23 protein-coding genes are annotated in these 26044 nt (G+C 63.2%); 5 read left to right on the forward strand and 18 right to left on the reverse strand.

The genetic code is table 11. The annotated features are described in order from the left end of the window. Positions 1 to 156 precede the first annotated feature (156 nt). Entirely contained in the window at positions 157 to 327 is a 171-nt protein-coding gene (locus AC0L2X_RS08180) for a hypothetical protein (RefSeq protein ID WP_023676480.1), read from the reverse strand. Between the two features lie 200 nt (positions 328 to 527). Here AC0L2X_RS08180 and AC0L2X_RS08185 point away from each other — a divergent pair, with 200 nt between their 5' ends. Then, positions 528 to 947: a TerB family tellurite resistance protein gene (locus AC0L2X_RS08185; RefSeq protein WP_473556691.1), complete on the forward strand. Its 420-nt coding sequence runs from the start codon at positions 528 to 530 to the stop codon at positions 945 to 947. 22 nt (positions 948 to 969) lie between these two features. Here the strand turns inward: AC0L2X_RS08185 and AC0L2X_RS08190 are convergent, their stop codons facing one another. From AC0L2X_RS08190 to AC0L2X_RS08210, 5 genes are all read right to left on the reverse strand, one after another. Beyond that, positions 970 to 2592, reverse strand: a complete 1623-nt coding sequence (locus AC0L2X_RS08190; protein ID WP_473556689.1) for an ABC transporter ATP-binding protein — start codon at positions 2590 to 2592, stop codon at positions 970 to 972. Further along, positions 2589 to 3458, reverse strand: coding sequence for an ABC transporter permease (locus tag AC0L2X_RS08195; protein WP_473556686.1), 870 nt, complete (start codon positions 3456 to 3458; stop codon positions 2589 to 2591). Before AC0L2X_RS08195 ends, AC0L2X_RS08190 begins: the two co-directional genes overlap by 4 nt. Then, entirely contained in the window at positions 3455 to 4402 is a 948-nt protein-coding gene (locus AC0L2X_RS08200; RefSeq protein ID WP_473556684.1) for an ABC transporter permease, read from the reverse strand. The genes AC0L2X_RS08195 and AC0L2X_RS08200 overlap by 4 nt, the downstream gene beginning before the upstream one ends. Positions 4403 to 4658: 256 nt before the next feature. Beyond that, on the reverse strand, positions 4659 to 6137 hold the full coding sequence (locus tag AC0L2X_RS08205) for an ABC transporter substrate-binding protein (RefSeq protein ID WP_473556681.1): 1479 nt from the start codon (positions 6135 to 6137) through the stop codon (positions 4659 to 4661). 129 nt (positions 6138 to 6266) lie between these two features. After that, entirely contained in the window at positions 6267 to 7556 is a 1290-nt protein-coding gene (locus AC0L2X_RS08210) for an acetylornithine deacetylase/succinyl-diaminopimelate desuccinylase family protein (RefSeq protein ID WP_473599561.1), read from the reverse strand. Between the two features lie 222 nt (positions 7557 to 7778). Between AC0L2X_RS08210 and AC0L2X_RS08215 the strand changes: the two genes are divergently transcribed. Continuing rightward, positions 7779 to 8207: a L,D-transpeptidase gene (locus AC0L2X_RS08215; protein WP_473556814.1), complete on the forward strand. Its 429-nt coding sequence runs from the start codon at positions 7779 to 7781 to the stop codon at positions 8205 to 8207. Positions 8208 to 8349: 142 nt separating this feature from the next. Here the strand turns inward: AC0L2X_RS08215 and AC0L2X_RS08220 are convergent, their stop codons facing one another. The 7 genes from AC0L2X_RS08220 to AC0L2X_RS08250 all read right to left on the reverse strand — a co-directional run bounded on the left by AC0L2X_RS08220 (position 8350) and on the right by AC0L2X_RS08250 (position 17190). Beyond that, positions 8350 to 9342: a lipid A biosynthesis lauroyl acyltransferase gene (locus AC0L2X_RS08220; RefSeq protein WP_473556676.1), complete on the reverse strand. Its 993-nt coding sequence runs from the start codon at positions 9340 to 9342 to the stop codon at positions 8350 to 8352. A gap of 1 nt (position 9343) precedes the next feature. Beyond that, positions 9344 to 10372: a zinc-binding dehydrogenase gene (locus AC0L2X_RS08225; RefSeq protein WP_473556674.1), complete on the reverse strand. Its 1029-nt coding sequence runs from the start codon at positions 10370 to 10372 to the stop codon at positions 9344 to 9346. An 84-nt stretch (positions 10373 to 10456) separates the two neighbouring features. Beyond that, positions 10457 to 11728, reverse strand: a complete 1272-nt coding sequence (locus AC0L2X_RS08230; protein ID WP_352490681.1) for a beta-ketoacyl-ACP synthase — start codon at positions 11726 to 11728, stop codon at positions 10457 to 10459. A 75-nt stretch (positions 11729 to 11803) separates the two neighbouring features. Continuing rightward, positions 11804 to 12991, reverse strand: a complete 1188-nt coding sequence (locus AC0L2X_RS08235; protein WP_473556672.1) for a beta-ketoacyl-ACP synthase — start codon at positions 12989 to 12991, stop codon at positions 11804 to 11806. 38 nt (positions 12992 to 13029) lie between these two features. Further along, a complete protein-coding gene (locus AC0L2X_RS08240; RefSeq protein ID WP_023719977.1) occupies positions 13030 to 13314 on the reverse strand; it encodes an acyl carrier protein in 285 nt (94 codons plus the stop codon). A gap of 212 nt (positions 13315 to 13526) precedes the next feature. Beyond that, entirely contained in the window at positions 13527 to 14075 is a 549-nt protein-coding gene (locus AC0L2X_RS08245) for a histidine phosphatase family protein (protein WP_352470325.1), read from the reverse strand. Positions 14076 to 14181: 106 nt separating this feature from the next. Then, entirely contained in the window at positions 14182 to 17190 is a 3009-nt protein-coding gene (locus AC0L2X_RS08250) for a caspase family protein (protein WP_473556670.1), read from the reverse strand. A gap of 149 nt (positions 17191 to 17339) precedes the next feature. Between AC0L2X_RS08250 and AC0L2X_RS08255 the strand changes: the two genes are divergently transcribed. From AC0L2X_RS08255 to AC0L2X_RS08265, 3 genes are all read left to right on the forward strand, one after another. Next, entirely contained in the window at positions 17340 to 18290 is a 951-nt protein-coding gene (locus tag AC0L2X_RS08255; protein ID WP_473556667.1) for an AEC family transporter, read from the forward strand. Positions 18291 to 18460: 170 nt separating this feature from the next. Next, on the forward strand, positions 18461 to 19918 hold the full coding sequence (locus AC0L2X_RS08260; protein ID WP_473599562.1) for an NAD-dependent succinate-semialdehyde dehydrogenase: 1458 nt from the start codon (positions 18461 to 18463) through the stop codon (positions 19916 to 19918). Between the two features lie 80 nt (positions 19919 to 19998). Next, a complete protein-coding gene (locus AC0L2X_RS08265; RefSeq protein ID WP_352719619.1) occupies positions 19999 to 21024 on the forward strand; it encodes an aldose epimerase family protein in 1026 nt (341 codons plus the stop codon). Between the two features lie 116 nt (positions 21025 to 21140). Here AC0L2X_RS08265 and AC0L2X_RS08270 read toward each other — a convergent pair whose 3' ends face one another. From AC0L2X_RS08270 to AC0L2X_RS08290, 5 genes are all read right to left on the reverse strand, one after another. Then, on the reverse strand, positions 21141 to 22061 hold the full coding sequence (locus AC0L2X_RS08270; protein WP_473556662.1) for a phosphorylase family protein: 921 nt from the start codon (positions 22059 to 22061) through the stop codon (positions 21141 to 21143). A gap of 14 nt (positions 22062 to 22075) precedes the next feature. Further along, on the reverse strand, positions 22076 to 22867 hold the full coding sequence (locus AC0L2X_RS08275) for an ABC transporter permease (RefSeq protein ID WP_473556660.1): 792 nt from the start codon (positions 22865 to 22867) through the stop codon (positions 22076 to 22078). Then, complete coding sequence (locus AC0L2X_RS08280; RefSeq protein ID WP_473599563.1) at positions 22860 to 23747, reverse strand: ABC transporter permease; 888 nt, start codon at positions 23745 to 23747, stop codon at positions 22860 to 22862. The genes AC0L2X_RS08275 and AC0L2X_RS08280 overlap by 8 nt, the downstream gene beginning before the upstream one ends. Then, on the reverse strand, positions 23744 to 24781 hold the full coding sequence (locus AC0L2X_RS08285) for an ABC transporter ATP-binding protein (RefSeq protein WP_352454570.1): 1038 nt from the start codon (positions 24779 to 24781) through the stop codon (positions 23744 to 23746). The genes AC0L2X_RS08280 and AC0L2X_RS08285 overlap by 4 nt, the downstream gene beginning before the upstream one ends. Before the next feature lie 127 nt (positions 24782 to 24908). Then, positions 24909 to 25949 (reverse strand): ABC transporter substrate-binding protein, encoded by a 1041-nt coding sequence (locus AC0L2X_RS08290; RefSeq protein ID WP_473556655.1) that lies wholly within the window; start codon positions 25947 to 25949, stop codon positions 24909 to 24911. Positions 25950 to 26044: the final 95 nt, after the last annotated feature.

The following is a 26044-nucleotide window of genomic DNA, read 5'->3' on the forward strand; positions in this document are numbered from 1 at the left end:
GGGGGGGGGGGGGGGGGGGGGGGGGGTGGGGGGGGGGTTGGTGGTGTCCCCCCCTCCCTATTATAAAAACCCCCCTCCCCCCAAAAACCCCCCCCGCGGGGGTTGGGGCGGCCCGCTCCGAGTTGCCTGAGATTCTGAATTGTCTGGACGTGTTTTTTAAGCGCCGCGCATAAGGCAGCCGGCGGCCAGCACGATGTAGGCGATGACGACAATCCACGCGGCATTCAAAGGGATGAAAGCAAGAACGCCAAGCGCGGCGAGAACGCCGATGATGGCGATGACAAGGGATATGATGAAAATAAGCTGGGTAGGCGCACTGAGATTCATGTTCGGTCCCTCCTCAACATGATTCGTACAGCGGCATAGTATCAGTCGCGCGGTCACACACCAATGAGCCCACGCAGCGGGCTTGCCAGATTGGCCGGCAGTTTCCGGCGAGAAAATATGGCGGGTTCCACCATTCGCACCCCGTTTGCGCCAAGCCGATTCCGCGCTACCTTCCCGACGAATCGGAAGGGCTGACGGCGATGGGATTGCTGGACCAGATACGCTCGATTTTCGACGGCGATCCCGGCGTGCGCAAGGTGGCGGACGATCCGGTGCTGTCGGCGGAGCTGCTGATGCTGTTCCGCATGATCCTGGCCGATGGGTCGGTCAGCGAAAGCGAAATGACCGCCTTCAGGCGTATCTGCCGGGACGCCTTCGGCATTCCCGAAACCAGCATCGACAGCGTCATCGAATACCTCAACGATTTCGGCTACGAGACCAACGGCTCGCAGGCCGTCGCCCAGTTTCGCGACCTCGACGTCGAGCGGCGCAAGCTGCTCGCCCGTCACATGGCCGAGATCGCCAAGGCCGATTCGCAACTCGCCGGGAGCGAGATGCAGCTGCTGCGCCGCACGCTCGACCTGCTCGACATCAGCCCGGCCGATGTGGTGAAGTCGTAAGACTAGTCTAACGGGTCGCTGCTCACCCCTGTTCCTGCAGCCGTTTCGCAATTGCCCGATGCAAATCGGGAGCGGCGGCGACCAGCGCCTTGGCGGCTTCGGATTGCGGGTGGTCGAGCACTTCGCTTGTCCTGCCGCGCTCGACGATCTTGCCGTCATGCATGACCATCACTTCGTCGGTGATGGCGCGGGCGACGGTCAGATCATGGGTGATGAACAGATAGGCGATGCCGAGCTTCTGGTTGAGCTCGGCGAACAAATCGAGGATCTGGGCGCGGATCGAGACGTCGAGTGCCGACACCGGCTCGTCGGCGACGACCAGCTTCGGCCGGGTGATGATGGCGCGGGCGATCGACAGGCGCTGGCGCTGGCCGCCCGAAAACTCGTGCGGGTATTTGTCCATGTCGCCTGGTGAGAGGCCGACCTCGTGCAGCGCATGCGCCACCATCTCGCGCCGCGCCGCGGGCGCCGGCTTCTTCTCCAGCACATGCAGCGGCTCGGCCACCAACCTCTCGACCTTCTGGCGTGGGTCGAACGAACCATACGGGTCCTGGAACACGACCTGCATGTCGCGCCGCGCCGGCTTCAGCTCCGCCTCGCTCTTGCCGGTGAGGGTGTCGCCACGGAAGCGGATCGTACCGGCCGTCGGCTTGTCCAGCGCCAGGACCATGCGGGCGAGCGTCGATTTACCGCAACCGGAGCGGCCGACCAGCGCCACCGACTGGCCGGGCGCCATCGCGAAGGAGACATCGTCGACGGCGTGGATGGGAGCCCCCCGCTTGAGCAGCGATATGCGCCGTGCCGGATAGTCGCGCGTCACGCTGTCTACCTGAAGAAGAGGCTTGCCTTGGCCGACCTCATGCGTGCGGGCCCGCGCGGGCACATGCATCGAGGCCTGCGCCAGCTGTCGCGTGTAGGGATGAAGCTGTTCGGACAGGATGCGCGCCGTATCGCCGGCCTCCATTACCTCGCCATGGCGCAGGATGGTGATGCGGTCCGCCATCTCGGTCACCACTGCGAGGTCGTGCGAGATGAGCAGAAGACCCATGCGATTTTCCGCTACGAGATCTCGCAGCAGGTCGAGAATCTGTGCCTGCAGCACCACGTCGAGCGCCGTCGTCGGCTCGTCGGCAATCAGCAGCTTGGGTTTCAGCGCACAGGCGATGGCAATGACGACGCGTTGGCGCTGGCCGCCGGAGAGTTCGTGCGGATAACGCGTCAGCGGGAATTGTGCTGCCGGCAAGCCGACCCGGTCGAGCATCTTTCGCGCCCGTTCCTCGGCGTCGGCGCGGCTCGCCCCGGTGTGCCAGCGAATACCCTCGGCGACCTGCTCGCCGATGGTCTTGACCGGATTGAGCGCCGTCATCGGTTCCTGGAACACCATGCCGATATCGTCGCCGCGCAGTGCGCACATCTGGTCCTCGCTGGCGGCAAGGATGTCGATGCCGTCGAAGGTGATGCGTCCGCTGGCGTGCGCCGCCCAGGGCAGAAGCTGCATCACCGTGAGCGCCGTCATCGATTTGCCGGAGCCGGATTCGCCAACCAGCCCCATCACTTCGCCCGGCGCGACGGAAAGCTCGATGTCTCTGAGGATAGCGGTGTCGCCGATGGCCAGCGACAGATTCTCGATTTCGAGCAGGCTCATCGCTGCCGCCGCGATTTCGGGTCGAGAATGTCGGCAATTCCGTCGCCAAGCAAATTCAGGCCAAGCACGGTGACGACGATCGCCATGCCCGGAAAGATCGCCATCCACGGCGCCACCACCATGCGGGTCTGGGCGTCGAACAGCATGCGGCCCCAACTCGGCATCGGTGGCTGCGTGCCCAGCCCGACATAGGAAAGCCCGGCTTCGGCCAGTATGCCCAGCGCGAACTGGATGGTGCCTTGCACCAGCAGCAGCGTGGCGATGTTGGGCAGCACATGTTCGATGCTGATCAGCGTCCTGCTCTTGCCGGCGGCGCGGGCGGCGAGGATGAATTCGCGCGGCCAGATCGCCAGGGCGCCGGCCCGGGCGACGCGCGCGAACACCGGGATGTTGAAGATGCCGATGGCAATGATGGCGTTGAACGCGCCCGGCCCGAAGATGGCGGTGATCATGATTGCCGAAAGCAGCGCCGGAAAGGCAAAGACCAGGTCGTTCAGCCGCATCAGCAAGTCGTCGACGAAGCCGCCGCGCGCCGCGGCAAAGGCGCCGAGCGGCACGCCGACGCCCATGCCGATGCCGACCGCCACCAACGCCACGGCAATCGAGTTGCGGGCGCCGACCATGATCATCGACAGGATGTCGCGACCGAAATGGTCGGTGCCGAACCAGTGCGCCAGCGATGGCGCCTGGGTCTTGTCGGAAATGACCAGCCTGGTGACGTCGTAAGGTGTCCACAAGAAGGAGATGATCGCGACCGCAGCCACCAGTGTGGTGACGACGAAGCCGGCGAGGAACGAACGGTTTCGAAACGCCTTGGCCAGGATGCCGGCAAGGTTCTCGTCGGGGATGTCGATGTGCAGCGTCATTGCCGGCCTCTCAGGCGCGGATCGACCACCGCATAGGAGAGATCGACAATGAAATTGACGACGATGACGGCGGCAACCAGCAGCATGACGACGCTCTCGACCACGATCAGGTCACGCTGGTTGATTGCCTGGAACACTAGCCGGCCGAGGCCGGGCAAATAGAAGACGTTCTCGATGATGATGGTGCCGGCAAGCAGGAAAGCGAATTGCAGGCCTAGAATGGTGACCACCGGGATCATGGCGTTGCGCAGTGCATGCCGCCACAAGACAAGGCGATAGGGCAGGCCCTTGGCGCGGGCGGTTCGGATGTAGTCCTCGTTCAGCACTTCGATCAGCGCCGAGCGGGTGACCCGGGCGAGGATCGCCGCCTGCGGCAGAGCGAGGGCGACCGCCGGTAAAAGCAGCGATTTCAGTGCCGGCCACACGCCGGCGCTCCAGCCGGGAAAGCCGCCGCCAGGCACCAGCCGCAGCCAGACGGCAAAGAGATAGATCAGCATCAGCGCAAACCAGAAATTGGGCACGGCGACGCCAAGCTGGGCGGCACCCATCGCGATCGTGTCGCCGGCGCGGCCGCGCCGGCTGGCGGAAAACAGTCCGACCGGAATGGCAATGACGGTGGACAGCGCCAGCGCCATCAGCGCCAGCGGCAGCGAGACGACGAGGCGCTCACGGACCAGATCGATGACCGGCACCGAATAGGTGTAGGAACGGCCGAAATCGAGGCTCAGCAAGCCGCCGGCCCAATGCAGATAGCGCAGCACGACGGGAGCGTTGAGTCCCATCTGGTCGCGCAGCAATTCGATCTGGTCGGCGCTGGCGTTCAGGCCAAGCATCAGCCGCGCCGGGTCGCCGGGAATGATCTCCAGCACGGCAAAGACCACCATGGAGGCCAGAACCAGCGTGACGACGGCGATGGTGAGGCGCTTGAGGAGATAGGCGGTCATGGACGTTGAGGAACCGCTGTGTTGCCGGATGCAAAAACCGGGCGAAGCTTGCGTTCCTGCCCACCCCCCTCTGTCCTGTCGGACATCTCCCCCTCAATGGGGGAGATTGGCAGTTTCCACGCCGGCACTGTCCTTGCAACGCCAGTGGTTGGCGAAAGCGGCGGTGAGGGCTCAATCTCCCCCCTAGAGGGGGAGATGTCCGGCAGGACAGAGGGGGGTGTGACGGAGTGCAACTTTCGCCCCTTCTGGCAGCGGCTCAATCCGTCCACTTCACCTTGGTCAGGTCGTTGGCCTGGATCGGGGCGTTTTCCCACAGGCCCTGCAGTTTGGCGTCCCAGACGCCGACCTTCGGCAGCTCGTAAAGGAAGCCGACCACGGCGTCATCTGCCAGGACCTTCTGCGCCTCGCCGAGCAGCGTCATGCGCTTGGCCTCGTCGGAGGTAAGGTTCAGCTCGTCGATGATCTTGTCGAAGGCCGGATTGTCGTAGTTGAAGTAATAGTCCTTACGCGAATAGATATCGATGTCGTTGGGCTCGGTATGGGAAACGATGGTCAGGTCGTAATCCTTCTTGGTGAAGACCTGATCAAGCCACTGCGCCCATTCGACCGGTATGATCTCGAGATCGATGCCGACTTCGCGAAGCTCGGAGGCGATAATCTCGCCGCCAAGCCGCGCATAGGAGGGCGGCGGCAGCTTGAGCGTCGCCTTGAAGCCATTCTCCAGGCCGGCTTCCTTCAGCAATTCTTTGGCCTTCTCCACATTGTGCGGATAGAGGCCGGTGAGGTCGACATAGGCCTTGCTGGCGGGCGACATGTGCGAGCCGATCGGCACGCCAAGGCCGGCCGAGGCGCCGTCGATGATCGCCTTGCGATCGAGCGCAAAGGAAATCGCCTGCCTGACCTGCAGCTTGTCGAAGGGCGGCTTCTTGTTGTTGATCGACAGGATGGTTTCACCCTCGGTCGAGCCGATCACCACCTTGAAGCGCGGGTCGTCCTTGACCTGGGCGACGCTGTCGGGGTCGAAGAACGGAAAGGCCTGGACGTCGCCGGAAAGCAGCGCCGGAACGGCGGCGGCAGCATCCGGGATGATGCGGAACTCGGCCTTGTCGAGAAATACCGGGGCGCCCCAGTAATTGTCCGACTTGACCAGCGTGATCGATGAGCCCTTGGCCCAGCTCTGGAACTTGAACGGGCCGGTACCAACAGGCTTTTCCTTGTTGGTGTCGGCTGTCTCAGGCGCCACGATCACCGCGTCGCCCCAGCCCATATTGTAGAGGAACGAGCCTTGCGGGTTCTTCAGCGTCACCGTCACCGTCGTGGGATCGACGACCTCGACCTTGTCGATGGCGGCGAACAGGCCCTTCTGCGCGTTGACCGAATTGTCGGCGCGGGCACGGTCGAGCGAGAATTTCACGTCGTCGGCGTTGAAGTCGCTGCCGTCATGGAATTTCACGCCGGCATGCAGCTTGAAGATGTAGACCTTGCCGTCGTCGGAAATGCTCCAGCTTTCGGCGAGATCGGGCAGCACTTCGCCGTTCGGGCCGATGCGGGTCAGGCCCTCGAAGACATTGGCATAGAGCACCTCGTCGATCGCCGCGGCGGCACCCGCGGTCGGGTCGAGATGCGGGGGTTCGAGCGTAATGCCGATGACCAGGTCGGTGCGCGCGGCCATCGCCGAGGTTCCGGCGGCCAACACCAGCGCCGCAGCGGCCAGGATGGTTTTCCACAATTTCATCGTGCAACTCCCCTATCTAAAACACGTGCTCAAACCCGGGCGGATAGAAGCGTGAATTCGCCGCCGAGTAAATTGCGTTTCGTACCGTCCGCCGACGCCGGGAGGAATGTTTTTCCGCCCACGGCCGGATCATCGCGGGCCGGCGCCCCTCAGCAGAACGTCGAGGCCGATCGCCATCACCTTTGCCGAGTCCAGCATGTCGGCAATGCCGACCCATTCGTCGGGCCGGTGGGCGAGGTCGAGAATGCCTGGGCCGTAGGCGATGCAGTCATAGATGTGGCCGATACGGGCGATGTGCTTCTGGTCGTAGGTGCCGGGCGAAATCACGTAATCCGGCTCGCGGTCGAATATCTCCATGATGCCTTGCGCGACAGCCTTAACCACCGGCGCATCGCGCTCGGTCATCAGCGGCAGCACCTCCATCAGATCGCGGATTTCGTAGTCGAACTTTTTGCGCTCGCGCTTCAGCCGTTCCAGGATATCGGTCACCTCGCTCTTGACCGTAGCGAGCTCCTCTTCGAGCAGAAAGCGGCGGTCGATGGTCAGCCGGCAGGAATCGGGCACATTGGGCGAGGGCAGGCCGGGCCGGAAATCCTCCGTCTGGCCGCCATGGATCGAGTTGATGTTTATGGTCGAGCGTTTTGCGCCTTCGGGCACGACCGGCATGCGCGTCATCTTGCGGTCGAGCGCCGGAAACAATTCGTCCTCGAAGGCCCGCAGCACGGCGCCCATATGGCGTACCGCATTGTCGCCGAGGAACGGCATCGAGCCGTGCGCGATCTCGCCCTTGGTCTCGATCTCCGCCCACCAGACGCCGCGATGGCCAAGGCAGATGCGGTCCTTGTTGAGCGGCTCGGGAATGATGACGTGGTCGACCTTCGGCCTGGAGAAATAGCCGAGCTTGGCCAGATGGGCGACGCCGCCAAAGCCGCCGGACTCCTCGTCGACCGTGCCCGAAATCTCGATGGCGCCGGGAAAATCGGGAAAGACCTCCATGAAGGCCTCAGCGGCGATGATCGAGGAGGCCAAGCCCCCTTTCATGTCGCAAGCACCGCGGCCATAGACCTTGCCATCCCTGACGATGCCGGCGAACGGATCGAGGCTCCAGCCGTCGCCGGGCTCGACCACGTCGATATGCGAATTGAAGTGCACGCAAGCACCCGGCGCCCGGCCATCGAAACGGGCGACGACGTTGACGCGCGGATAACGGTCAGTGTCGCCGGGCGTCCCTTCGGCACGGATGAATTCGATCTCAAAACCACGCTTCTTCAGCCGCGCGCCGATATATTCGGCACACGGCCGATAGGCTTCGCCGGGCGGATTGATGGTCGGAAAGCGGATCAGATCCGCGGTCAGCGCAACCAGATCATCGGCTCGGTCATCGAGTGCCTTGAGGAGCCGTTCGTTCGGTTCGGTCATTCGGCGGATTGAGCAGCGGATGAGGCGGTTTTGCAAGCCCGATGGCAAATTGCCGGGCGATTGCGTGTCGTTACGGCAACTATTGCGGGAAATCGTTCAAATTCGCTGCTTTGGATTGGTGAAATCGTCAGGGAGTAGGTGTTAGCTCGCTGGCTTGCCATCAAAACGCTGGAGAACAGCGTGACGGCAGGCAGGCAAGGGGCATCAAAGGGGTTTGATTGCATGAAAAACACTGTTCTCATGGCAGCGGCATTGATGGCGATGCTGTTCGGTTCGTCGTTCGAGAGCCGGGCGGCCAGCCTGGTCGCGAACATCGATATTTCATCACAGACGATGACGGTAAGATACGGGCTTTCGTATTACCGGTGGAGCGTTTCCACCGCCCGCAAAGGCTACATCACGCCGCGCGGCACCTATCGCCCACAGCGGACGGCCCGGATGTGGTATTCGCGCAAATACGACATGTCGCCGATGCCCTATTCGGTGTTCTTCCGCGGCGGCTATGCCATCCACGGCACCGGCGCGATCCGGCAATTGGGGCGCCCGGCATCGCATGGCTGCGTGCGCCTCCACCCCAGCAACGCTGCCGCGTTCTATTCGATGGTGCGCAAAGCCGGCTTCGGCAATACGCGGATCCTCGTGACGAATTAGGGCCTGCTCCTCGGCCCGCAATAAAAAACCCGCCGGAGCGGCGGGTTCGTCGGGGCCAAATAGCACCATACCGAAATTAGTAGCATAGCTGCCGGCACAAAGCAAGAACAAAATAGGGCTTGTACCCAAAAAGATGGTGCGCTCAGGCGGCTTTGTCGCGCATTGTCGCCGGCCGACGCTTTTTGCGGCCGCTGATCTCCCAGCGCTTGTGGAACCACATCCACTGGCCGGGGTCTTCTCGCACCCAGCGCTCGACCACGTCGTTGAGAAGCTGGGTGGTGGCGCGGACGTCGACACTGCCGCCGGCGGTGCGCGGCAAGGTGAGCTTGTCCTCGATCTCAAGCCGGAAACGGTTGTTCGGCAGGCGCACGCAGCGCGCCGGGTAGACATCGCAATCGTAGTGCCGCGCCAGGGTGCCGAGAACCCGGTTGCTCTCGCAGGGGCGGCCGAAGAATGTCGTCTCGAGCCCGCCGGTGAATTTCTGGTCGACCAGCACGCCGATATTGCCGCCTTTCTCGAGGATGGCCGCAAGCGCGAACGATGCACCGGTCGAAGACGGCAGCAGCGATCCCATGCTCGAGCGGCGGGTCGAGAGGATGTAGTCGGCGAGGTAAGGGTTGTTGGGCGGGCGAAACAGCGCCGTGATGTTCATGCCGAAGGTCGCCGCAGCCACCGGCAGCAGCTCGAAATTGCCGAGATGCCCGGTGAAGACGATATGCGGCTTGTCCTCGCCGGCGATGCGCACGAAATGCTCCACGCCCTTGACCTCGACACGGCCCGGCTTCGTCGCAGTGGGATCGTAGTCGAACAGAGCATCGAGAAAGATATATTCGGCGGCCAGGCGGGCCATGTTGCCCCACATGTCGGAAGCGATCGCCTCGATCTCGGCATCGCTCTTTTCCGGATAGGCCTGGCGCAGATTGTCGACAGCAACCTGATGGCGCGCTACCCAAGGGCCGATGCGGCGGGCAGCGCGGTCGGCGAAATTGAGCGCCCGGTCGGGCGGCAGCAGGCGCAGCGCGGAGATGATGATCATCGCGACGCGCGCGACCAGCCAGTAGTTGAACTGGCGAAGCCGCCTGCCATAGCGGAATCCCACGTCCCTGCGGATCTTCCTGAAGGCGTTGCCGATCATTTCAGCCGACGCGCAGGATGATCTTGCCGAAGACGTCGCGGCCTTCCATGCGCTTCAGCGCCGCATCGATGCCGTCGAAGCCGACCTCGGTGTCGATCACAGGCGCGACCAGGCCCGACGCCATCTTCTGCATGGCGTCGGCCATGTTTTCCATGCGGCAGCCGAACGAGCCGAGCAGCTTCAGCTGCTGCTGGAACAACTGCATCAAATTGATCTGTGTCGACACGCCGGAGGTCGAGCCGCAGGTGACCAGCCGGCCGCCGCGTTTGAGGCACAGCATCGAGGCGGCAAAGGTGTCGGTCCCGACATGCTCGAACACCACGTCGACGCCCTTCTTCTTGGTCAGCTTGCGCACGACGCCTTCGAAGCGGTCGTCGCGGTAATTGATGACGTGGTCGGCGCCGAGCGTCTTGGCCTTGTCGATCTTGTCGTTCGAGCCGACGGTGGTGATAACCGTGCAGCCCATCTTCTTGGCCAGCTGAATCGCGGCGGAGCCGATGCCGGAGCCGCCGGCATGGACCAGTATCGTCTCGCCGGGCTGCAGCCGGGCATTGTCGAACAGCATGTGCTCGACCGTGCCGAAGGTGACAGGCGCCACCGCCGCGCCGATCTCGCTCACGCCTGGCGGGGCAGCGACGAGCAGGCGCGCCGGCAGGTTGATCTTTTCCTGCGCAAAACCGTCGAGATGGAAGCCGTGCACGCCCGAAACATGCTCGCAGAGATTGTCGCGGCCTTCGCGGCAGGCGCGGCAAAGACCGCAGGTGCGGGCGCCATAGATCGACACCAATTGCCCGGGCAGGAGGCTGGAAACGCCGGGGCCGACCGCCTCGACCTCGCCCGAGGCCTCGGCGCCGACGACCAGCGGCAGCTTGCGCTTGGCGAAGGCCATGCCGCGCCAGCCCCAGACATCGATATGGTTCAGCGCCACGGCCTTGATGCGCAGCGTCACCTCGCCGAGCGAAGGCGACGGCGGTGGCGGCAGGTCCACCGTTTCAAGCCGGCGATCCTCGATAAGTTGCAAAGCGCGCATGCCAGATCCCAGGTTGCGCAGGACCGAGAACCGTTTTCGGAAAGGACCATGCGCACGACAACAGTGCTAGAGCGGAACGGTCGCTTAGACCGGTTCCCGCGCCATGACAAGGCAGGTGTTCTGGCCGCCGAAGCCGAAGGAGTTCGATAGGACGGTGCCGACCTCGGCGTTGCGCTTGGTGTTCGGCACCACATCGAGGACGATTGCCGGGTCGGGATTGTCGTAGTTAATGGTCGGCGGAATGACGCTTTCACGCATCGTCATCAGCGAAAATGCAGCCTCGACGGCACCGGCAGCCGATAGGGTATGGCCGATCATCGACTTGTTCGACGAGACCGGCATTGACGAGATCCGCTCGCCGAATACCGTCGACAGCGACAAATGCTCCATCTTGTCGTTTTCGGGCGTCGAGGTGCCATGGGCGTTGACATAATCGATCCCGTCCTCGCTCAGGCCGGCATCGGCAAGGGCGGCGCGCACCGCCGCGATCGCCGGCGAACCGTCCGGCTTGGAACGGGTGCGATGGAAGTCGTCGGCCTTTTCGCCGCAGCCGCGCAATATGCCGAGAACGGTCGCGCCGCGGGCAAGTGCTGCCTGCAGCGATTCCAGCACGAGGGCGCCCGAGCCTTCGGCGAGCACGAAGCCGTCGCGGTCCTTGGAGAAGGGTTTTGAGGCCTTTTCCGGGATGTCGTTATGCGTGGAGAGCGCGGACAGAAGCGAGAAGCGGATCAGCGCCTCGGCGGTCGCCGACCCGTCGGCGCCGATCGAAAGCGCCCTGTCGCATTCGCCGCGGCGGATCGCCTCGACGCCAAGCTGGATCGCCGTGGCGCCCGAAGCGCAGGCGGTCGACAGCGTGATCGGCAGGCCGCGTGTGCCGAAACGGTCGGCAAGCCGGTCGGCGATCGAGCCGAACTGGGTGGTCTCGAAGATGTCGAGTTCCCTGAGGCCGCGCGCCACCCGCAGCAGCCTCTCAGCACCGGTGTCGTGCGTGTCGGAATTGTAGAGCGAAAAGCGCTCGCTCCAGTCGAGCTCGACCGGCGGCGAAGCGAGGAAAAGCGGTCCGCCGAAATCGCCGGCATCGAGGCCCGCCTCCGACATCGCTTCCTGGGCGGCGGTTTCGGCGAGCTCATAGGTGAGGAGACTGGCGCCCTTGGAACTCGACGGCAGGAAATCGACCATGCCGGAGATGCGGGTGTTGAGATGATCGACCGGGAAGCGGGTGATCGGATGGATGCCGGATTTGCCTGATGTCAGTGCAGCCCAATTGTCGGCCTTGCCGACACCGAGCGACGTCACCACACCGATGCCGGTGACGGCGACGATCGGCCTGCCCATGTGGTCGTTCAGATTGGCCATTTGTTGTCCAAAAACCTGTTTCTCTTGGAGCATCGGATCGCCCGAAAACCGCGTCACACTTTTCGGTCCGATGCTCTAGGCGGCTTTGATCAGCGCCATGCCCTCGAATTGGTGATAGCCGATCGCCGTTGCAAGGATGGTCTTCGGGACGCCAGCAAACGGTTTTTCGACTGTGGCGTCGAAGACAGGGTAGGCGGCCTTGCGGTCGACAGCCAGGGCCGCCAGCGCAACGGCAAAGGGGAACTGCGCTTCCTTCATGTGGCCGGTCAGCGTCGAAAAGCCGCGTGCGGCGATCGCCGGATTGGCGTCGAGTGCCGATTTCTCGGCGGCGGTCGCGGCATGGGCGCCCGAAGCGCCGGAGATCGCCAGCAGTTCACCGTGCGGCAATGCGGCTTGCTTCAGCAGCATGGCGATCTCACCGTCGAGTTCGCCCCGCCGGCGCCTGGCACGGCCGGACAGGACCGGGCCGAGTTCCGCATAGATCTTGCGGCCACGGCTTTCCGCATGCTCGCGTTGCTCCAGGACGAGAAACGCGCCGCCGGATCCGGTCACCACACCGCCGCCTTCGGCACCTTGCCTTTGCCAGAGCGGCCGCCACGGACCACGATGCAGGTAGCCGGCCAGTTCATATCCGAGCAGCATGTCGGAATGTTCGGTCTGGAAAGCGCCGCCGACCAATATATGCGTCGACTGGCCGGAGCGGATGCGCGCGGCCGCCGTCTCGACTGCGGCAACGCCCGCACCTTCCTCGCCCATGAAGGTGCGAGAGGAGCCGGTCACCTTGTGGACGATCGAGATGTTGCCGGCGAGCAGGTTGGAAAGCTGCGCCAGAAACAGCGTCGGGCGCAATTCGGTGGTCAGCTTCTCGTTGAGCAGCACGTCGCGGTCATTGCGGCTTTCCGATGCCGCGAGAATGGCCGCGTCGACCGCTTCGTCGCGCTCGCCGCCGCCGGCGGCCACCACCATGTCCATGGTCGCGCAGAGTTCGTCATTGCCCTTGATGCCGGCATCGTCGAGCGCAAGGCCGGCCGCATAGGTGCCGAGCCTCTGCCAGGTCTCCATCTGCCGCTGGTCGCCACGCTTGGCGATCTGCAGGTTCCAGTCGATCTCCGGCAGCGGGTGGACCGTATAGGGTGAGAAGCGCGAGGCCTCCAGAACCGGTTCAAGGCGCGGCTGGACGAGTTTTTGCCAATGCGCATCCGGACCCTCGCCCAGCGACGAGACAAGGCCGATGCCTGATATGACGACGTCGTGGGGGTTCATGGGCGGCTGTTGTGGGTCGGGCGCGTCAGGCGCTGTGTTCACGTGGCGTTCTTGGCGGCGACGAGCGCGTCGATCTTGGCGCACAGGTTCTTCATGACGAAATAGTCGTCGGTCGAAGCCTTGCCGTCATTGACCTCCTGCGTCCACTTTTCCAGCGGCACCTTGATGCCGAATTCCTTGTCGATGGCAAAGACGATGTCGAGGAAGTCGAGGCTGTCGATGCCGAGATCGTCGATGGTGTGGCTTTCGGGCGTGATCGTCTCGATATCGATCTCGCTGGTGTCGGCGATGATCTTGGCAACTTTGTCGAACGTGGTGGACAAGGGCTTTTCCTTCGATTGCGGGCGGAATCTGTCCGCATGTGTTTGGCGCTGTCTAATCGGTTTTTCCGGGCAGGAAAAGGCCTGATACGCCGCGCGCAGATGGGCTGGCTGCCCAGGCAGAGCAAGATGAGATCGGAATCCAACCATGACTTCTCGTGGCAGTGGCATTTCGGCAACAGCTGTCTCGCTCGACGTGGGGAGCGACCGACCCCTCAAAACGTAACGCGGCCGAGCACGCGCAGGCCGTCGCCCTGCGGCTCGACGACCACGGCCTCGCCTTCGCGCGGCGAGATGCCGGTCAATTCCTTGATGTTTTCGAGATGCGTGACCATGACCAGATTGTCGGAGCCGGAATAGCCGCGGATCTCGGCCAGGATCGCGGCGATCTGGGCGGCCTTCTCCTTTTCATCGGTCTTCAGCAGGTCAAGCGGTGCGAACGGCTCCGGCTCGCTTTCGAAAGCGATGCGGGCGGTCTCGAGGCAGCGGCAATAGCGGCTGGACAGCACGCGCTCGACCGGTGCCGCGCGGGCGCCAAACAGCGCGCCGATCTTGCGCGCCTGTTGCTTGCCGCGCTCCGAGAGATTGACCTGGGTGGCGCATTTGCCGAGGTCGAAATTGGCTGCATCGGTGGTGCCGGTGACCATGGCATGGCGAAGCAGGACCACATGCCCGCCGTCGCGCAGCAGCGCCCAGCCGGCTTCCGTCGCATGGGCTGTGGCGGAAACGGCAAGCAACAGCAGCGCCAGCACAAATCGAAGCATCAGACATCCTTTTCGGGTGACCGGCAGGCAGGTCCCCGGTGACCGGCATATAGGGACGTCAAAGCCGCCTGAAAGACAAGCCGAGTGCAACCTGCGGCCGAAACGCCTATTCCTTCGCTATCTGCTTCTTGACCAGATCGATCTTGCGGTCGGTCAGCGGGATGGGGAGTGTGTAGCCGGCTTCGGTAAAGCCCTGCTTGGCGTTCTCGAAGAATTCGATCGCCCTTTGGAATTCGGCATTGCCGCCGCCATAGCTGCCGCGGTTCCAGTGGACGTCGCCGAGATTGTTCTGCTCGAAGGCCCATTGCATCGGCTGGCTTTCGCGGGTGAAGACCTTGAGTGTCGCCTCGAAGGCGGCTTCGGCCTCATCCAGATATTTGCCGGTGCGTTCGAGATTGCCGAGATTGATCAGGCTCATGCCGATGCCGTTCTGCGCGTTCGCCCAATCGACGGGCGAGGTCTCGACGGTCAGCACCTCCAGCGCCGCCCGGCGCGCGGCGATCGAAGCGGCCAGTTTGCCGGGATCGGCCTCGCTCATGCTCAGCCATTGCAGCGCCGAGCCGAGGCCGGCCTGCGCCAGTGCCCATTGCCGCGGCGTCGTCTCGCGCTTGTATTCGCGCAGTGCATCGCGATAGGCCTCGATCGCCTCCTCGTAATGCTCCGGCTTGTCGGTCACACCGCCGAGCAGTTGCAGCGTGTTGCCGAGATTGTAGTGGGTCATCGCCCAGTCGAGCGGAAACTCTTTTTTGCTATAGACGCGTCGTGCCGCCCGGTATGCGGCGGCCGATTGCTCAAGCCTGGCAGGATCGCGCGTGCGCTGGCCGAGCGTCTGATAGATCGAGCCGAGATTGTTCTCCGCTGAAGCCCAATCCGTCGGAAAACGCTGGCGTGTGAATATGGTCAGCGCGTCGCCATAGGCGGCGGCCGCCTCTTCGAGCAGGCCGGTGCCGAGATCGAAACGGGCAGCACTGCTCAGCGCGTTACCCAGATTGAGACGGCTGCTCGCCCAGGAGAGCGGGAAGGTGTCGCGGGTGCGGATTTCGAGCGCGGCGCGGAAGGCGTCGGCTGCCTCGTCGATCTTCGCCTTGTCGTTGCGCTGCGCGCCGAGCGACACCAGTGTGTTGCCGAGATTGTTCTGAACCATCGCCCACTGAACGGGAGCTTTTTCGCGCGTGTATTCTTCAAGCGCCAGCCGGTAGGCGGCCTCGGCCTCCGTCAGGCGCTCGCCGTCCGGTTCGCGTTCCGAAAGCGCGTAAAGCGCAAGACCAAGGTTGCTTTGCGAGGCCGCCCAGTCCAGCGGGACTTTGTCGCGCGGCCGCTTCTCCAGCGTGGCGCGCATCGCCATCACCGCCTCGTTCAGGCGTTTCGGGTCGCTCTCGCGTTCGCCGATCTTCAGCAGCACATTGGCCAGGTTGTTCTGGGCCGCCGCCCAGTTGATATCGTCCTTCTCGCGCTCGAACACGGCAAGCGAATCGCGAAAGATTTTCGCGGCCTCTTCCAGCCGGTCGATTTGGCGCTCGCGCTCGCCGATCGTCTGCAGCACCACCGCCATGTTGTTGCGGGTGATCGCCCAGTCGCGGTTCTGCTCGCCATTAGGGATGAAGTTCAGGATGACGCGGTAGGCATCGATGGCGCGCTGCAGCGCCTGCCTGTCGCCGGTGGCGTTGCCGTGGGCATTCAGCGCTTCCGCCTCCTGGTTCTTGTAGTTCCAGCGCAGCCTGTCGTCCCATTTCTCGACCAGCGAAAAGGCCTTGCCGTAATCGTTGGCGGCCGACAGATAGTCGAAGACCAGCGCCGAAGCGTCGGCGCGCCTGGCATAGATCGCCGCGTCGGCAAGACGCTTCTGCCTGACCAGATCCTCGGCCTGGTCCACCACGCCGCTGGCCTGCTCGACCCGGCCCACCGCCTGGTCGAGGAAGTTGCGCGCAGTGACGATAGCGCCCTGGCCGATCGCCTTGTCGGCCGAGGCGACGAGGCGGCTGATCTCGGGGTCGTCGGTGCGCAGCGCGTTGCGCTCGGAGATCATCTTCTTCAGGCGCTCGGCCTGAGCATCGAGCAGCTTTTGCAGGTCGGTGGGGTCCTCCGGCATCTTTTCGGTGCCGAGTGCCTTCAGCACGCCATAAAGCGCGTCGAGCGGCACGCCGTCCTGCAGCGAGGCCAGTTCGACCTGTACCCGCTTGGGGTTCGGCAACTCGGCGATCGTCAGCAGCAATTGCCGCCGCTCGCCGGTGATCAGCCCGTCGTCGCCGGTCGGCTCCTGCGGTGCTACGCCGAAATAGAGCAGCCGGCGCAGGCTTTCATTGACCCATGGCCGCTGCTTTGCCTTGGTGTCGAGATAGACCTCCTCGGTCACCATGCGCATGACCGAGCCGAACTCGGTGCCCTTCATTGCCGCGAGGTGGCGCAGAAGTGCCGCTGCGTAGGGGCTGTTTTCGCCGACGGTGCCGTCGAGTGCCGGCCGCCCCGGCTCGGCGGCAAAGCCGATCACCGTTCCCAGATTTTCGCTCGCGGTCACGTCCGCCAGTGCCCTGGCGCCGCGCACCGGCTCCAGCCCGCCGGCGCCGATCGGCGAGGCCGAGGCGGTGGGCGCCCGGCGCAGCACCGCGTCCGCCGGGAACGGGTTGGTGCGGCAGGCGTCGAGCAGCATGATCGTTACCGGCACGGTCGTCTTCAATTCGTCCATGACGGCGGAGATCGGCACCAGGGCCTGATCGGCGTCCTTCAATGAAGAAACGTCGGCGTCGACCGGCACCAGATAGTTTTCGCCGCCGGCCTCGATGCCGTGGCCGGAATAGTAGATCAAGGCGACGTCGGCATCTTCGGCATCCTCGGCGAAACGCTCGAGGTCGCGCTTCAGCTTTGCCGCGTCGCGGTCGGTGACGCTGCGCGCGTCGAAGCCGAGATCGGTCAGCATCTTGGCAATGTCGCGGGCGTCGTTGGCGGGGTTGGGAAGAGCCGCTATGTGCTGGTATTTCGACTGGCCGACGATCAGCGCCACGCCCTTGAGGCTCGCCGGCTCCGCGCGAAGCAAGGTCGTGACCAGGCAGAGCAGAGCTGCTACGAAAGCCGTCCGCCACGCCTGCTTGAAGAAGTGCCGATTTCCGACAGCGCCCATTCGCCGCGTGTCCCCCTACAACCCTGTATAGCGCTGGCATCCAACCATGAGCAAATTCGGGCAAGAGCCGAGCGGCCGGATTGTTGGCCGGTACATTCGCGAGGGAAGGGCGATTGCGCTGCCGCCGGGGCTCGCCTATCACGGGAAAAATGTCTCCGCTTACCGAAACCGTCCTCTTCGTCTTCAGTCTCGTCGGGCTCGGCTATCTTGCCGGGTTCACCGGCTATTTGAAGCCGGCGAGCGGCGAGGGCGTATCCGAATTCGCCATCAACGTGGCAATGCCGCTGTTGCTGTTCCAGACCATGGTAAAGGCCGATTTCCACGGCGTCGCGCCGTGGTCGCTATGGGGCGCCTATTTCGCGGCGGTCGCGCTCACCTGGGCCGCCGGCCATCTGGTCATTACGCGCATCTTCGGGCGGGATGCCCGCGCCGGCGTCGTCGGCGGCGTGTCGTCGTCCTACTCCAACGTCGTCCTGCTCGGCGCGCCCTTCATCATCGGCGTGTTCGGGCCGGCCGGGTTCGAAGTGCTGTCCCTGCTCGTTTCCATTCACCTGCCGGTGATGATGATGGCCTCGATCATCCTATTCGAGATGTTCGGCCGCGGCGGCAGCGAACCCGTGCATCCGCTCCGCGTCGTCAGGAGCTTTCTCAGGAGGGTATTCATCAATCCGCTGATCATCGGCATACTGGCCGGGCTGGCGTGGCGCTTCACCGGTGCGCCGCTGCCGGTGCTTGCGACGCGGCTGAGCGACGCGCTGGCCGGCACGGCCGCCCCGGTCGCGCTGTTTGCCATGGGGCTCAGCCTGCGCCGCTTCGGCATCTCCGGCAACGTAAAGCCGGCGCTGGCGCTGTCGGCGCTGAAACTGTTCCTGATGCCGGCGCTGGTTCTCGGCCTGGTGTGGCTGATCGGCTTACCGCCATTGACGGCCAAGGTCGCGGTCATGGTTGCGGCGTTGCCGTCCGGCATCAATTCCTATCTCATCGCCGTGCAGTTCAACACCGGCCAGGCGCTGGCCTCGAACCAGATGACCATCGCCACCGCCAGTGCGGTCGTGACCACGGCGTTTTGGCTGGCCGTGGTCGTCCATGTTTTTGGATAAGAACCCGGCTGCATCGCTCTCGCTTTGGCTGGCCCAAACCCTATATGCCATCTTGTGATTGCTTGCGGGGCTTGCCCTGGGCTAAGAGCAGTGGCTCTAGCGATGCTATCGCGCACGTCCATTCACGAAATCAGCGACCGGCCCGCCAGGTGCCGAACGGAGGCGAGATCATGCTTCAGAAAACCAGCCATTTCATGCGGCAGGCCAATCTCATCAATGGCGAATGGGTGCAGGCCGATTCAGGCCAGACGGTCGACGTCAACAATCCTGCCACCGGCCTCAAGATCGGAACCGTGCCGAAGTCGGGCAAGGCCGAGACGCGCCGCGCCATCGAAGCCGCCGACGCTGCCTTCAAGACATGGCGCAAGACCACCGCGCTCGAACGCTCGAAGCTGTTGCGCAAGCTGCACGACGCGATGATGGACAATCAGGACGTGCTGGCCGAACTGCTGACCATCGAGCAGGGCAAGTCGCTGTTCGAATCGAAGGGCGAGATCGGCTCGGCCGCGTCCTACATACTGTGGTTCGCCGAAGAGGGCCGCCGCACCTATGGCGACGTCGTGCCGTCGCCCTGGGCGGACCGCCGTATCCTGGTGACCGAGGAGCCGGTCGGCGTCATCGCCGCCATCACGCCATGGAATTTCCCGTCCTCGATGCTGGCCCGCAAGCTCGGCCCGGCGCTGGCCGCCGGCTGCACGGCCGTGGTCAAGCCGGCGTCGCAGACGCCTTATTCCGGCCTTGCCTGGGGCGCGCTGGCCGAGGAAGTCGGCTTCCCCAAAGGCGTGATCAACATCCTGACCGGTGCCGCCGGTGAGATCGGCGACGAGATCTGTGCCAACCCGCTGGTCAAGAAGATCACCTTCACCGGCTCGACCGAGGTCGGCAAGATCCTTATCCAGAAATCCTCGGTCACCGTCAAAAAAGTGTCGATGGAGCTCGGCGGCAATGCGCCGTTCATCGTCTTCGACGACGCCGACCTCGAGCGGGCCGTCGCTGGCGCGATTACCGCCAAGTACCGCAATTCCGGCCAGACCTGCGTCTGCACCAACCGCTTCCTGGTGCAGGCCGGCATCTATGACCAGTTCGTCGAAAAGCTGGCTGCTGCGAGCAACGGGCTGAAGGTCGGTTCCGGCCTCGAGGACGGCGTCCAGCAGGGGCCGCTGATCGACGAGAAGGCGGTGGAGAAGGTCGAGGAGCTGATTGCCGACGCTACCGCCAAGGGCGGCAAGGTCGTCGCCGGCGGCAAGCGCCACGCGCTCGGCGGCTCGTTCTTCCAGCCGACGGTGATTGCCAATGCGACGCCTAAGATGCGCTTCATGAAGGAAGAGATCTTTGGCCCGGTGGCGCCGGTGTTCAAGTTCGAGACCGAGGAAGAGGCCGTAGGACTCGCCAACGACACCGAGTTCGGCCTGGCCTGCTACTTCTACACCGGCGATCTCGGCCGCGCCTTCCGGGTCATGGAAGGGCTCAAATACGGCATGGTCGGCGTCAATGAAGGGCTCATCACCACGCCTGAGGCGCCGTTCGGTGGCGTCAAGGAATCGGGCCTGGGCAAGGAAGGCGGCCATCAGGGCATCGAGGATTATCTCGACACCAAATATGTCTGCATCGGCGGACTTGGTCTCTAGAAGCCTCATGCGGTAATGCCGAAAACGATCCTGGGCCGCTTCGGAAGGCCAGGCTGGCATCGAGCAACGAACTTGCGAGCATGGCTATGAAGGACGGCGAGGTTTTCGGCACGACGCAGGCGGGCGAGGAAGTCCGCCGCTTCACCATCCGTGGCGGCGGCCTCACCGCTAACATTATCGGCCTGGGCGCGATCATCCAGGATCTGCACCTGGCCGGGCACGAGGCGCCATTGGTGCTCGGCTATGACCGTTTCGAGCACTATGAGACGGATACCGCCTTCTTCGGCACTGTCGTCGGGCGCTATGCCAACCGTATCCGCGACGGTCGCTTCACGCTTGCCGGCAAACGCTACCAGACCGAGCGTAATTTCCTCGAAAAGCACACGCTGCATGGCGGTTCGCAAGGTTTTTCGCGCCGTGCCTGGGCGGTTTCGCTGCATGGCAGGGATTTTGTCACGCTGACCCTGCATGACCCGGACGGCACGATGGGCTTTCCCGGCGCGCTCGACGTAACCTGCACCTACCGGCTGAAGATCCCCGGCACGCTCAGCGTCGAACTGACCGCCACCTGCGAGGAGCCGACGCTCTGCAACCTCACCCAGCATTCCTATTTCAACCTGGATGACGGCGGCACAGGCGACATTCTCGACCACCGGCTGATGCTGAATGCCGGCGCCTATCTGCCGGTCGACGCGGATCTGATCCCGACAGGCACGGTCAAGCCGGTCGACGGCACCCCTTTCGATTTTCGCCAGGCGCGGCCGCTGCGCATGGAGACCGAGGGGGAACAACTCCCCTACGACCAGAATTTCTGCCTCGCTTCGACGCGCGGGCCTCTGAAGCAGGCGTCGTGGGCGCAAGGCGCGAATTCCGGCGTCGAGATGGAGCTCTGGACCACCGAGCCGGGTGTCCAGCTCTATACCGGCCAGTATCTGGCGCCGTCCTCGCCTGGATTGGGCGGACGCCAGTACAAGGCGTTTTCAGGCTTCTGCCTGGAGCCGCAAATCTGGCCGGATGCGCCGAACCGGCCCTATTTCCCGCAAGCCACGCTGTGGCCGGGCCAGATCTACCACCATGTGACGGAATACCGGTTCAGGCTGCCTTAGGGCGGGAGAGCCGCTGCCGAAGCGTACGACTCGAGCGTCGCGAACATGCCCAGCGCAGCGCCCTCGGGGTCCGGGTCGGCGGCAGAGCCTCAGCTACCCGGCGCACCAGGGTTATCTCAGAACCTGCTGGAGCGTTCTTTCGGCTGAGGCGACTTCAAGCCCTGACACGAGCATTCCGGGTCAGCGGGCAGTCGCGCTGCAGTCTCCAGCGCGACCCGCGAGGCTGTCATGGAGAGACTCGGCAGCACGTCCTCCTGCAGCAATTTCTGGCGGTTGCGATCCATATAGTCGTTGAAGCCCGCCGTCACGAATGCGCAAGGCACGAAACACGCGCCGATCTCGCGCGACAAGGTCGCCTCAGGGGCGATGGAATGGTTGAGTACATCCGCACCCATGCCCCGATACGCCAAGGCTTCGGCTGGCGTTGTCAGTCGGGGTCCATAACAATGGGCAGCCACCAACTGCTGTTCGATGCCATAAACGCGGCATTCGGCTGGCCAATGACGCCGGGCCGTTTCAACCAGAACCGCCGCACATCTTGGACACACGATTTGCTTGCCCGAACAGTCGAAGCTCTGGCGGTCTGGAAGCAGTGAAAACGGGGTCTGCGTCAGTTCGATGATATCGGCGGCCACCACCATGTCGCCCGGCTGGATCGCCTTGTTGACGGCGCCTACAGTCGAGCAGGCGAGAATTTGCCGTACACCTGCCCGCATCAATACCCAGAACGCGCGGCGATGGCAGGAATGGTCGATACGGTCGCGGGGATTGCCGTGCGAATACATGCACAGCGCGCGCTTCGCTCTCCCTTCGGCCGTGATCGACGCATCGAACTCCAGCAGCTTCCAGTTGTCGGTGCGACCGAAAGGCGTTTCAAAACTCATGTCGCGCCGCAAGGTGCGCACACCATCGAATTCGACATCTTCCGGGAAGGCAAGCCCCCAGTTTGCCGACCCGGTGATGATGGCCAACCCTACCTGAGGGATGTCCGTCGAATGATCCGCCAGATCGTCGGCTGCGTGGTGAATGGAGGACATGTTTCCAGTCTCGGTCAGGATTTTTGGCGAAGAGTCACAATCAGGACGATGGCCACGACGATGACGGTCCACAATGTCGAGATCGCCGCAATAGTCGGGTCGATCTGATCGCGCAGCGACAGGAACATAAGCTTCGGCATCGTGCTGTTACGACCACTTGCGACGAAGATCGAAATCACAGACTCGTCGAGCGAAGTCAGGAACGCCATCAATGTCGCCGACAGCAAGCTGATCCGAAGTTGCGGAACGATTATTCCGCCAATGGACCTGGCCCAGTTTGCACCGAGGCTGTGCGCCGCCTGGACCTGGTTCCAGTCAAAGCGGGCCAGAGCGGGCAGCAACACAATGCAGGCGACCGGAACGGCCAACACTACATGTCCGACCAGCACACCGAAAAGCGTTCCGATCAGATGTTGTGCGGCCAACACAAAGAAGAGACCGATCGCAAGCAGGATTCCTGGGGTGATCGAGGGGGTCAGCAGGACGCTCTGGATGGCCGCAGCGGTCTTACCGCCCAGCCGATTCATCGAAATGCAGGCGAGCAGCGCAAAGGGCACGGCGATCAACGCCGTCAACGTCCCAAGGATCAAACTCGTTCTGAGCGCGGCCATCCACGTTGCCGAGCCGAAGAAGTTCTCGTACCAGCGCAACGAGTAGGCGTGCGGCGGAAACTCGAGGAGATTCGACGCCGAAAAGGACAGCGGCACCACAACGAGCGTCGGCAGCATCAGAAATGCCATGACAAGAGCGGCAAAGCTCCAGAGCAAGATACGGGCGAGCCTGTTTTGCGGATAGGCTTCAAGCATGGGAGGCTTCCACGGTGTTCCGGGCCACCAGGCGGCGTGCCGCCAGCAACATCACACCGATCAGCGCCATCAGAACGAGGAGCAGAATGCCCAGGACGCTCGCCGCCCCCCAGTCCTGAAAGGTCGATAGTGTACGCTCGATCCGGGTAGAAAGAGGATTTACCTTGCCGCCGCCAAGCACCGCCGGCGTGATGAAAAAACCTATGGCGTAGATGAGGACGATGATCGAACCGGAGAAGATGCCGCCCGCCGAAAGCGGCAGAATGACTGTGCGGATGACCTGTCTGAGAGTGGCTCCCATGCTTGCTGCCGCGCGAATGAGATTTGGGTCGATATCGCGCATCGCAGCATAAACAGGCAGCAGAAAAAGCGGCAGCATGTAGTGCACCATGCCGATGAGCGTTCCCGTGATGTTGTAGACCAGCGGCAATGGCTCCGCCGTCAGGCCTGAACCGGTCAAAGCAGCGTTGATCAGGCCATCGCGCCGCAAGAGCACGAGCCAACCATAGGTACGCACCAGAATAGAGGTCCACAGCGGCAGCATGACGAACGCCATGAGCACGTTGGCCAGCCTTGGTCTGACGCTGGCCAGCGCCAGCGCCAGCGGGGTGCCGAGAACAATGCACGCCGCCAGCGTACCCAAGGACAGTTCGAGGGTCGTGACGAGCGCCGACCATGTCAGTCCGCTCGAAAGGACCTTCTGGTAATTGCCGACGGTGTACTCGCCCCCGGTGGTCAGGAAGGATTGCCGGACGATCCAAAGGATGGGCAGTATCGCCGCCAGTCCAACGATGAACAGCGCCGGGAGCGAAAGTGAAAGAAAAAACCGCCGCTCGCGCCGCGCATCCGCCGCGAGCGCCGGGTCCCGGAAGACGGTCACGCCATCGCTCCCGGTATCGCGTGAACCTTCGCTGCTGGTGCATATGCGGTCATCCGCTGACCGGCGGCAAGCTCGGCGCAGCCGCCGGCCAGTGCTGCCGGAATGCAGACAAGAACCTCTTGCCCGCCGTCAAGCGCCAGCGTCAAAAGCCAGTTCTCGCCGCGGAACGCTTTGGCGCGCAGTATTCCTTCGAGAGCCACTCCGTCTCCCCCGACGAGCTTCGCATCAAGATGGAAGCTTTCGGCGCGGATCATCAGAGTTTCGCGTGACGCTTCGGCGCCGTCGATTCTGCGTGCCGAGCCCGGGGCCACAATGTTGGCCTCGCCCATGAACTCCGCGACGAAGCGGGTCGATGGACGATCATAAATCCGCTGCGGCGTGTCTATCTGCTGGATGCGGCCAGAATTCATCACCGCAATCCGGTCAGACATAATCAGCGCTTCGCGCTGGTCGTGGGTTACATAGATTGTGGTGATCCGTAGATGATCATGCAGACGCCGGATCTCATACTGCATGGTCTCGCGCAGGTTCTTGTCGAGTGCCGACAGCGGCTCGTCCATCAACATCACGCGCGGTTCGAAGACGATGGCCCGCGCCAATGCCACCCGTTGACGTTGGCCGCCGGATAGTGCGGCAATATTGCGCTCCGCCAGACCATCCAGCTTCACGCGGGCCAAGGTATCAAGCGCCCGCTGACGCGCCTCCGCTCTCGGTACCTTGCGCAGCACCAGCGGATACGCGACGTTCGCCAGGACATTCATGTGGGGAAACAAGGCGTAATTCTGGAATACTATGCCGATGTCTCGTTTGTTGGGCGGCAGGCGGGTGATGTCTCGATCGCCCAAGAAAAGTTTACCGGAATCCGGCCGGACAAAACCGGCCAGAGCCATGAGCAACGTGGTCTTGCCAGATCCCGATGGCCCTAGCAGCGTGAGGAATTCGCCAGCCTGGATGTCGAGCGAAACATCATCCAGTGCGACGTAGGACCCATAAGCCTTGTGCACGCTTTCGATGGTGATCGCGAGCGACTTCATCATGTGCTCCAGCCTTGAAGCGCGTCGCGTTCGACCGGCCTCACGCGACACGCTTCAGGTTCTTGTTTTCATGCATGTCGTTGTCGCGCGCTGCAGATTTCTGCGCGACATGCGTCAGAGCTGAGGGTCAGCGGGCCATCATTTCGTCGAAGGCTCTTTGGGCAGCCTCGCCATTTTTGACCCACCATTCTGAATTGGAAAACACCGAAGTGCCAGCATTTTCAGGGGCGGTCGCAAGGGTCTTCAGACGGTCCTCGGGAATAAGGCCACCCTCATATGCCGCAGGATTGACTGGGCCGTAGGCAATGAAATCGGTCAGCTTGGCAACGCGCGCGGGCTGCGTCATCGCTGCGATGAGCTTCATCGCGGCTTCCTTGTTCGGCGCTCCCTTCGGCACCCCAAGACAGTCCGTGCCGATGACCGAACCCTTGAACGTGTAGTCAGCCGCGCCGCCATCTGCTTTCACGGTTTGGGCTCGTCCGTTCCAGGTAATGACCAAATCCGCCTCACCGTCTTTCAGCAACTGCGCGGACTGGGCGCCCGAGGTCCACCACACGGCGACATCCGGTTTGATCGCTGCAAGCCGCTTGATGGCGCGTTCTAGCCCTTCCGGCGTGCTGAGCACGGAATAGACGTCCGCCGGTGCCACGCCGTCGGAGAGAAGCGCGATCTCGATCGAATCTTGCGCATTGGCGCGCAACGCGCGACGGCCGGAAAATTTGGCAACATCCCAGAATTCCGCCCACGTCTTCGGCGGGTTCTGGCCATAGGTCTTGGTGTTCCACGACATGACGGTGCCATAGGAGTCGAACGGATAGCAGTAGTCGGACTTCGCACCCTCCGGCACGGATTTCGGATCGATGATCTTGTAGTCGAGCGGCTCAAGCAGCGACTGTGCGGCAGCCTGCGCGCCTTCCGGCGAACCCAGATGGACGATATCGGTCGTGACTGCACCCGAGGTAACCTGCATCTTCAGGGCGGCCAGGCCGTCGCTCTGTGTCTCCTCGCGGACATCATAGCCGAGCTCCTTTGCAGCCGGGCCCCACATGGCTTCCTTTATGGCGTTGCCATAATCGCCGCCTGCGGTCGTGATGGTGACCGTCTGCGCGTGCACGGGCAGGGCAGCCGAGATTGCGAATGCTGTTAAGGAAATGCGTAGCCAGGACATAGGTTCTCCTCCCCAACTTTTATGGAATATTGCTTGAAAGAGCCATTATTTTGTAATCGTAACGTTACGATTGCACCTGAATACGCTAGAGTCAA

The sequence above is a fragment of the Mesorhizobium sp. WSM4828 genome (assembly GCF_055811175.1).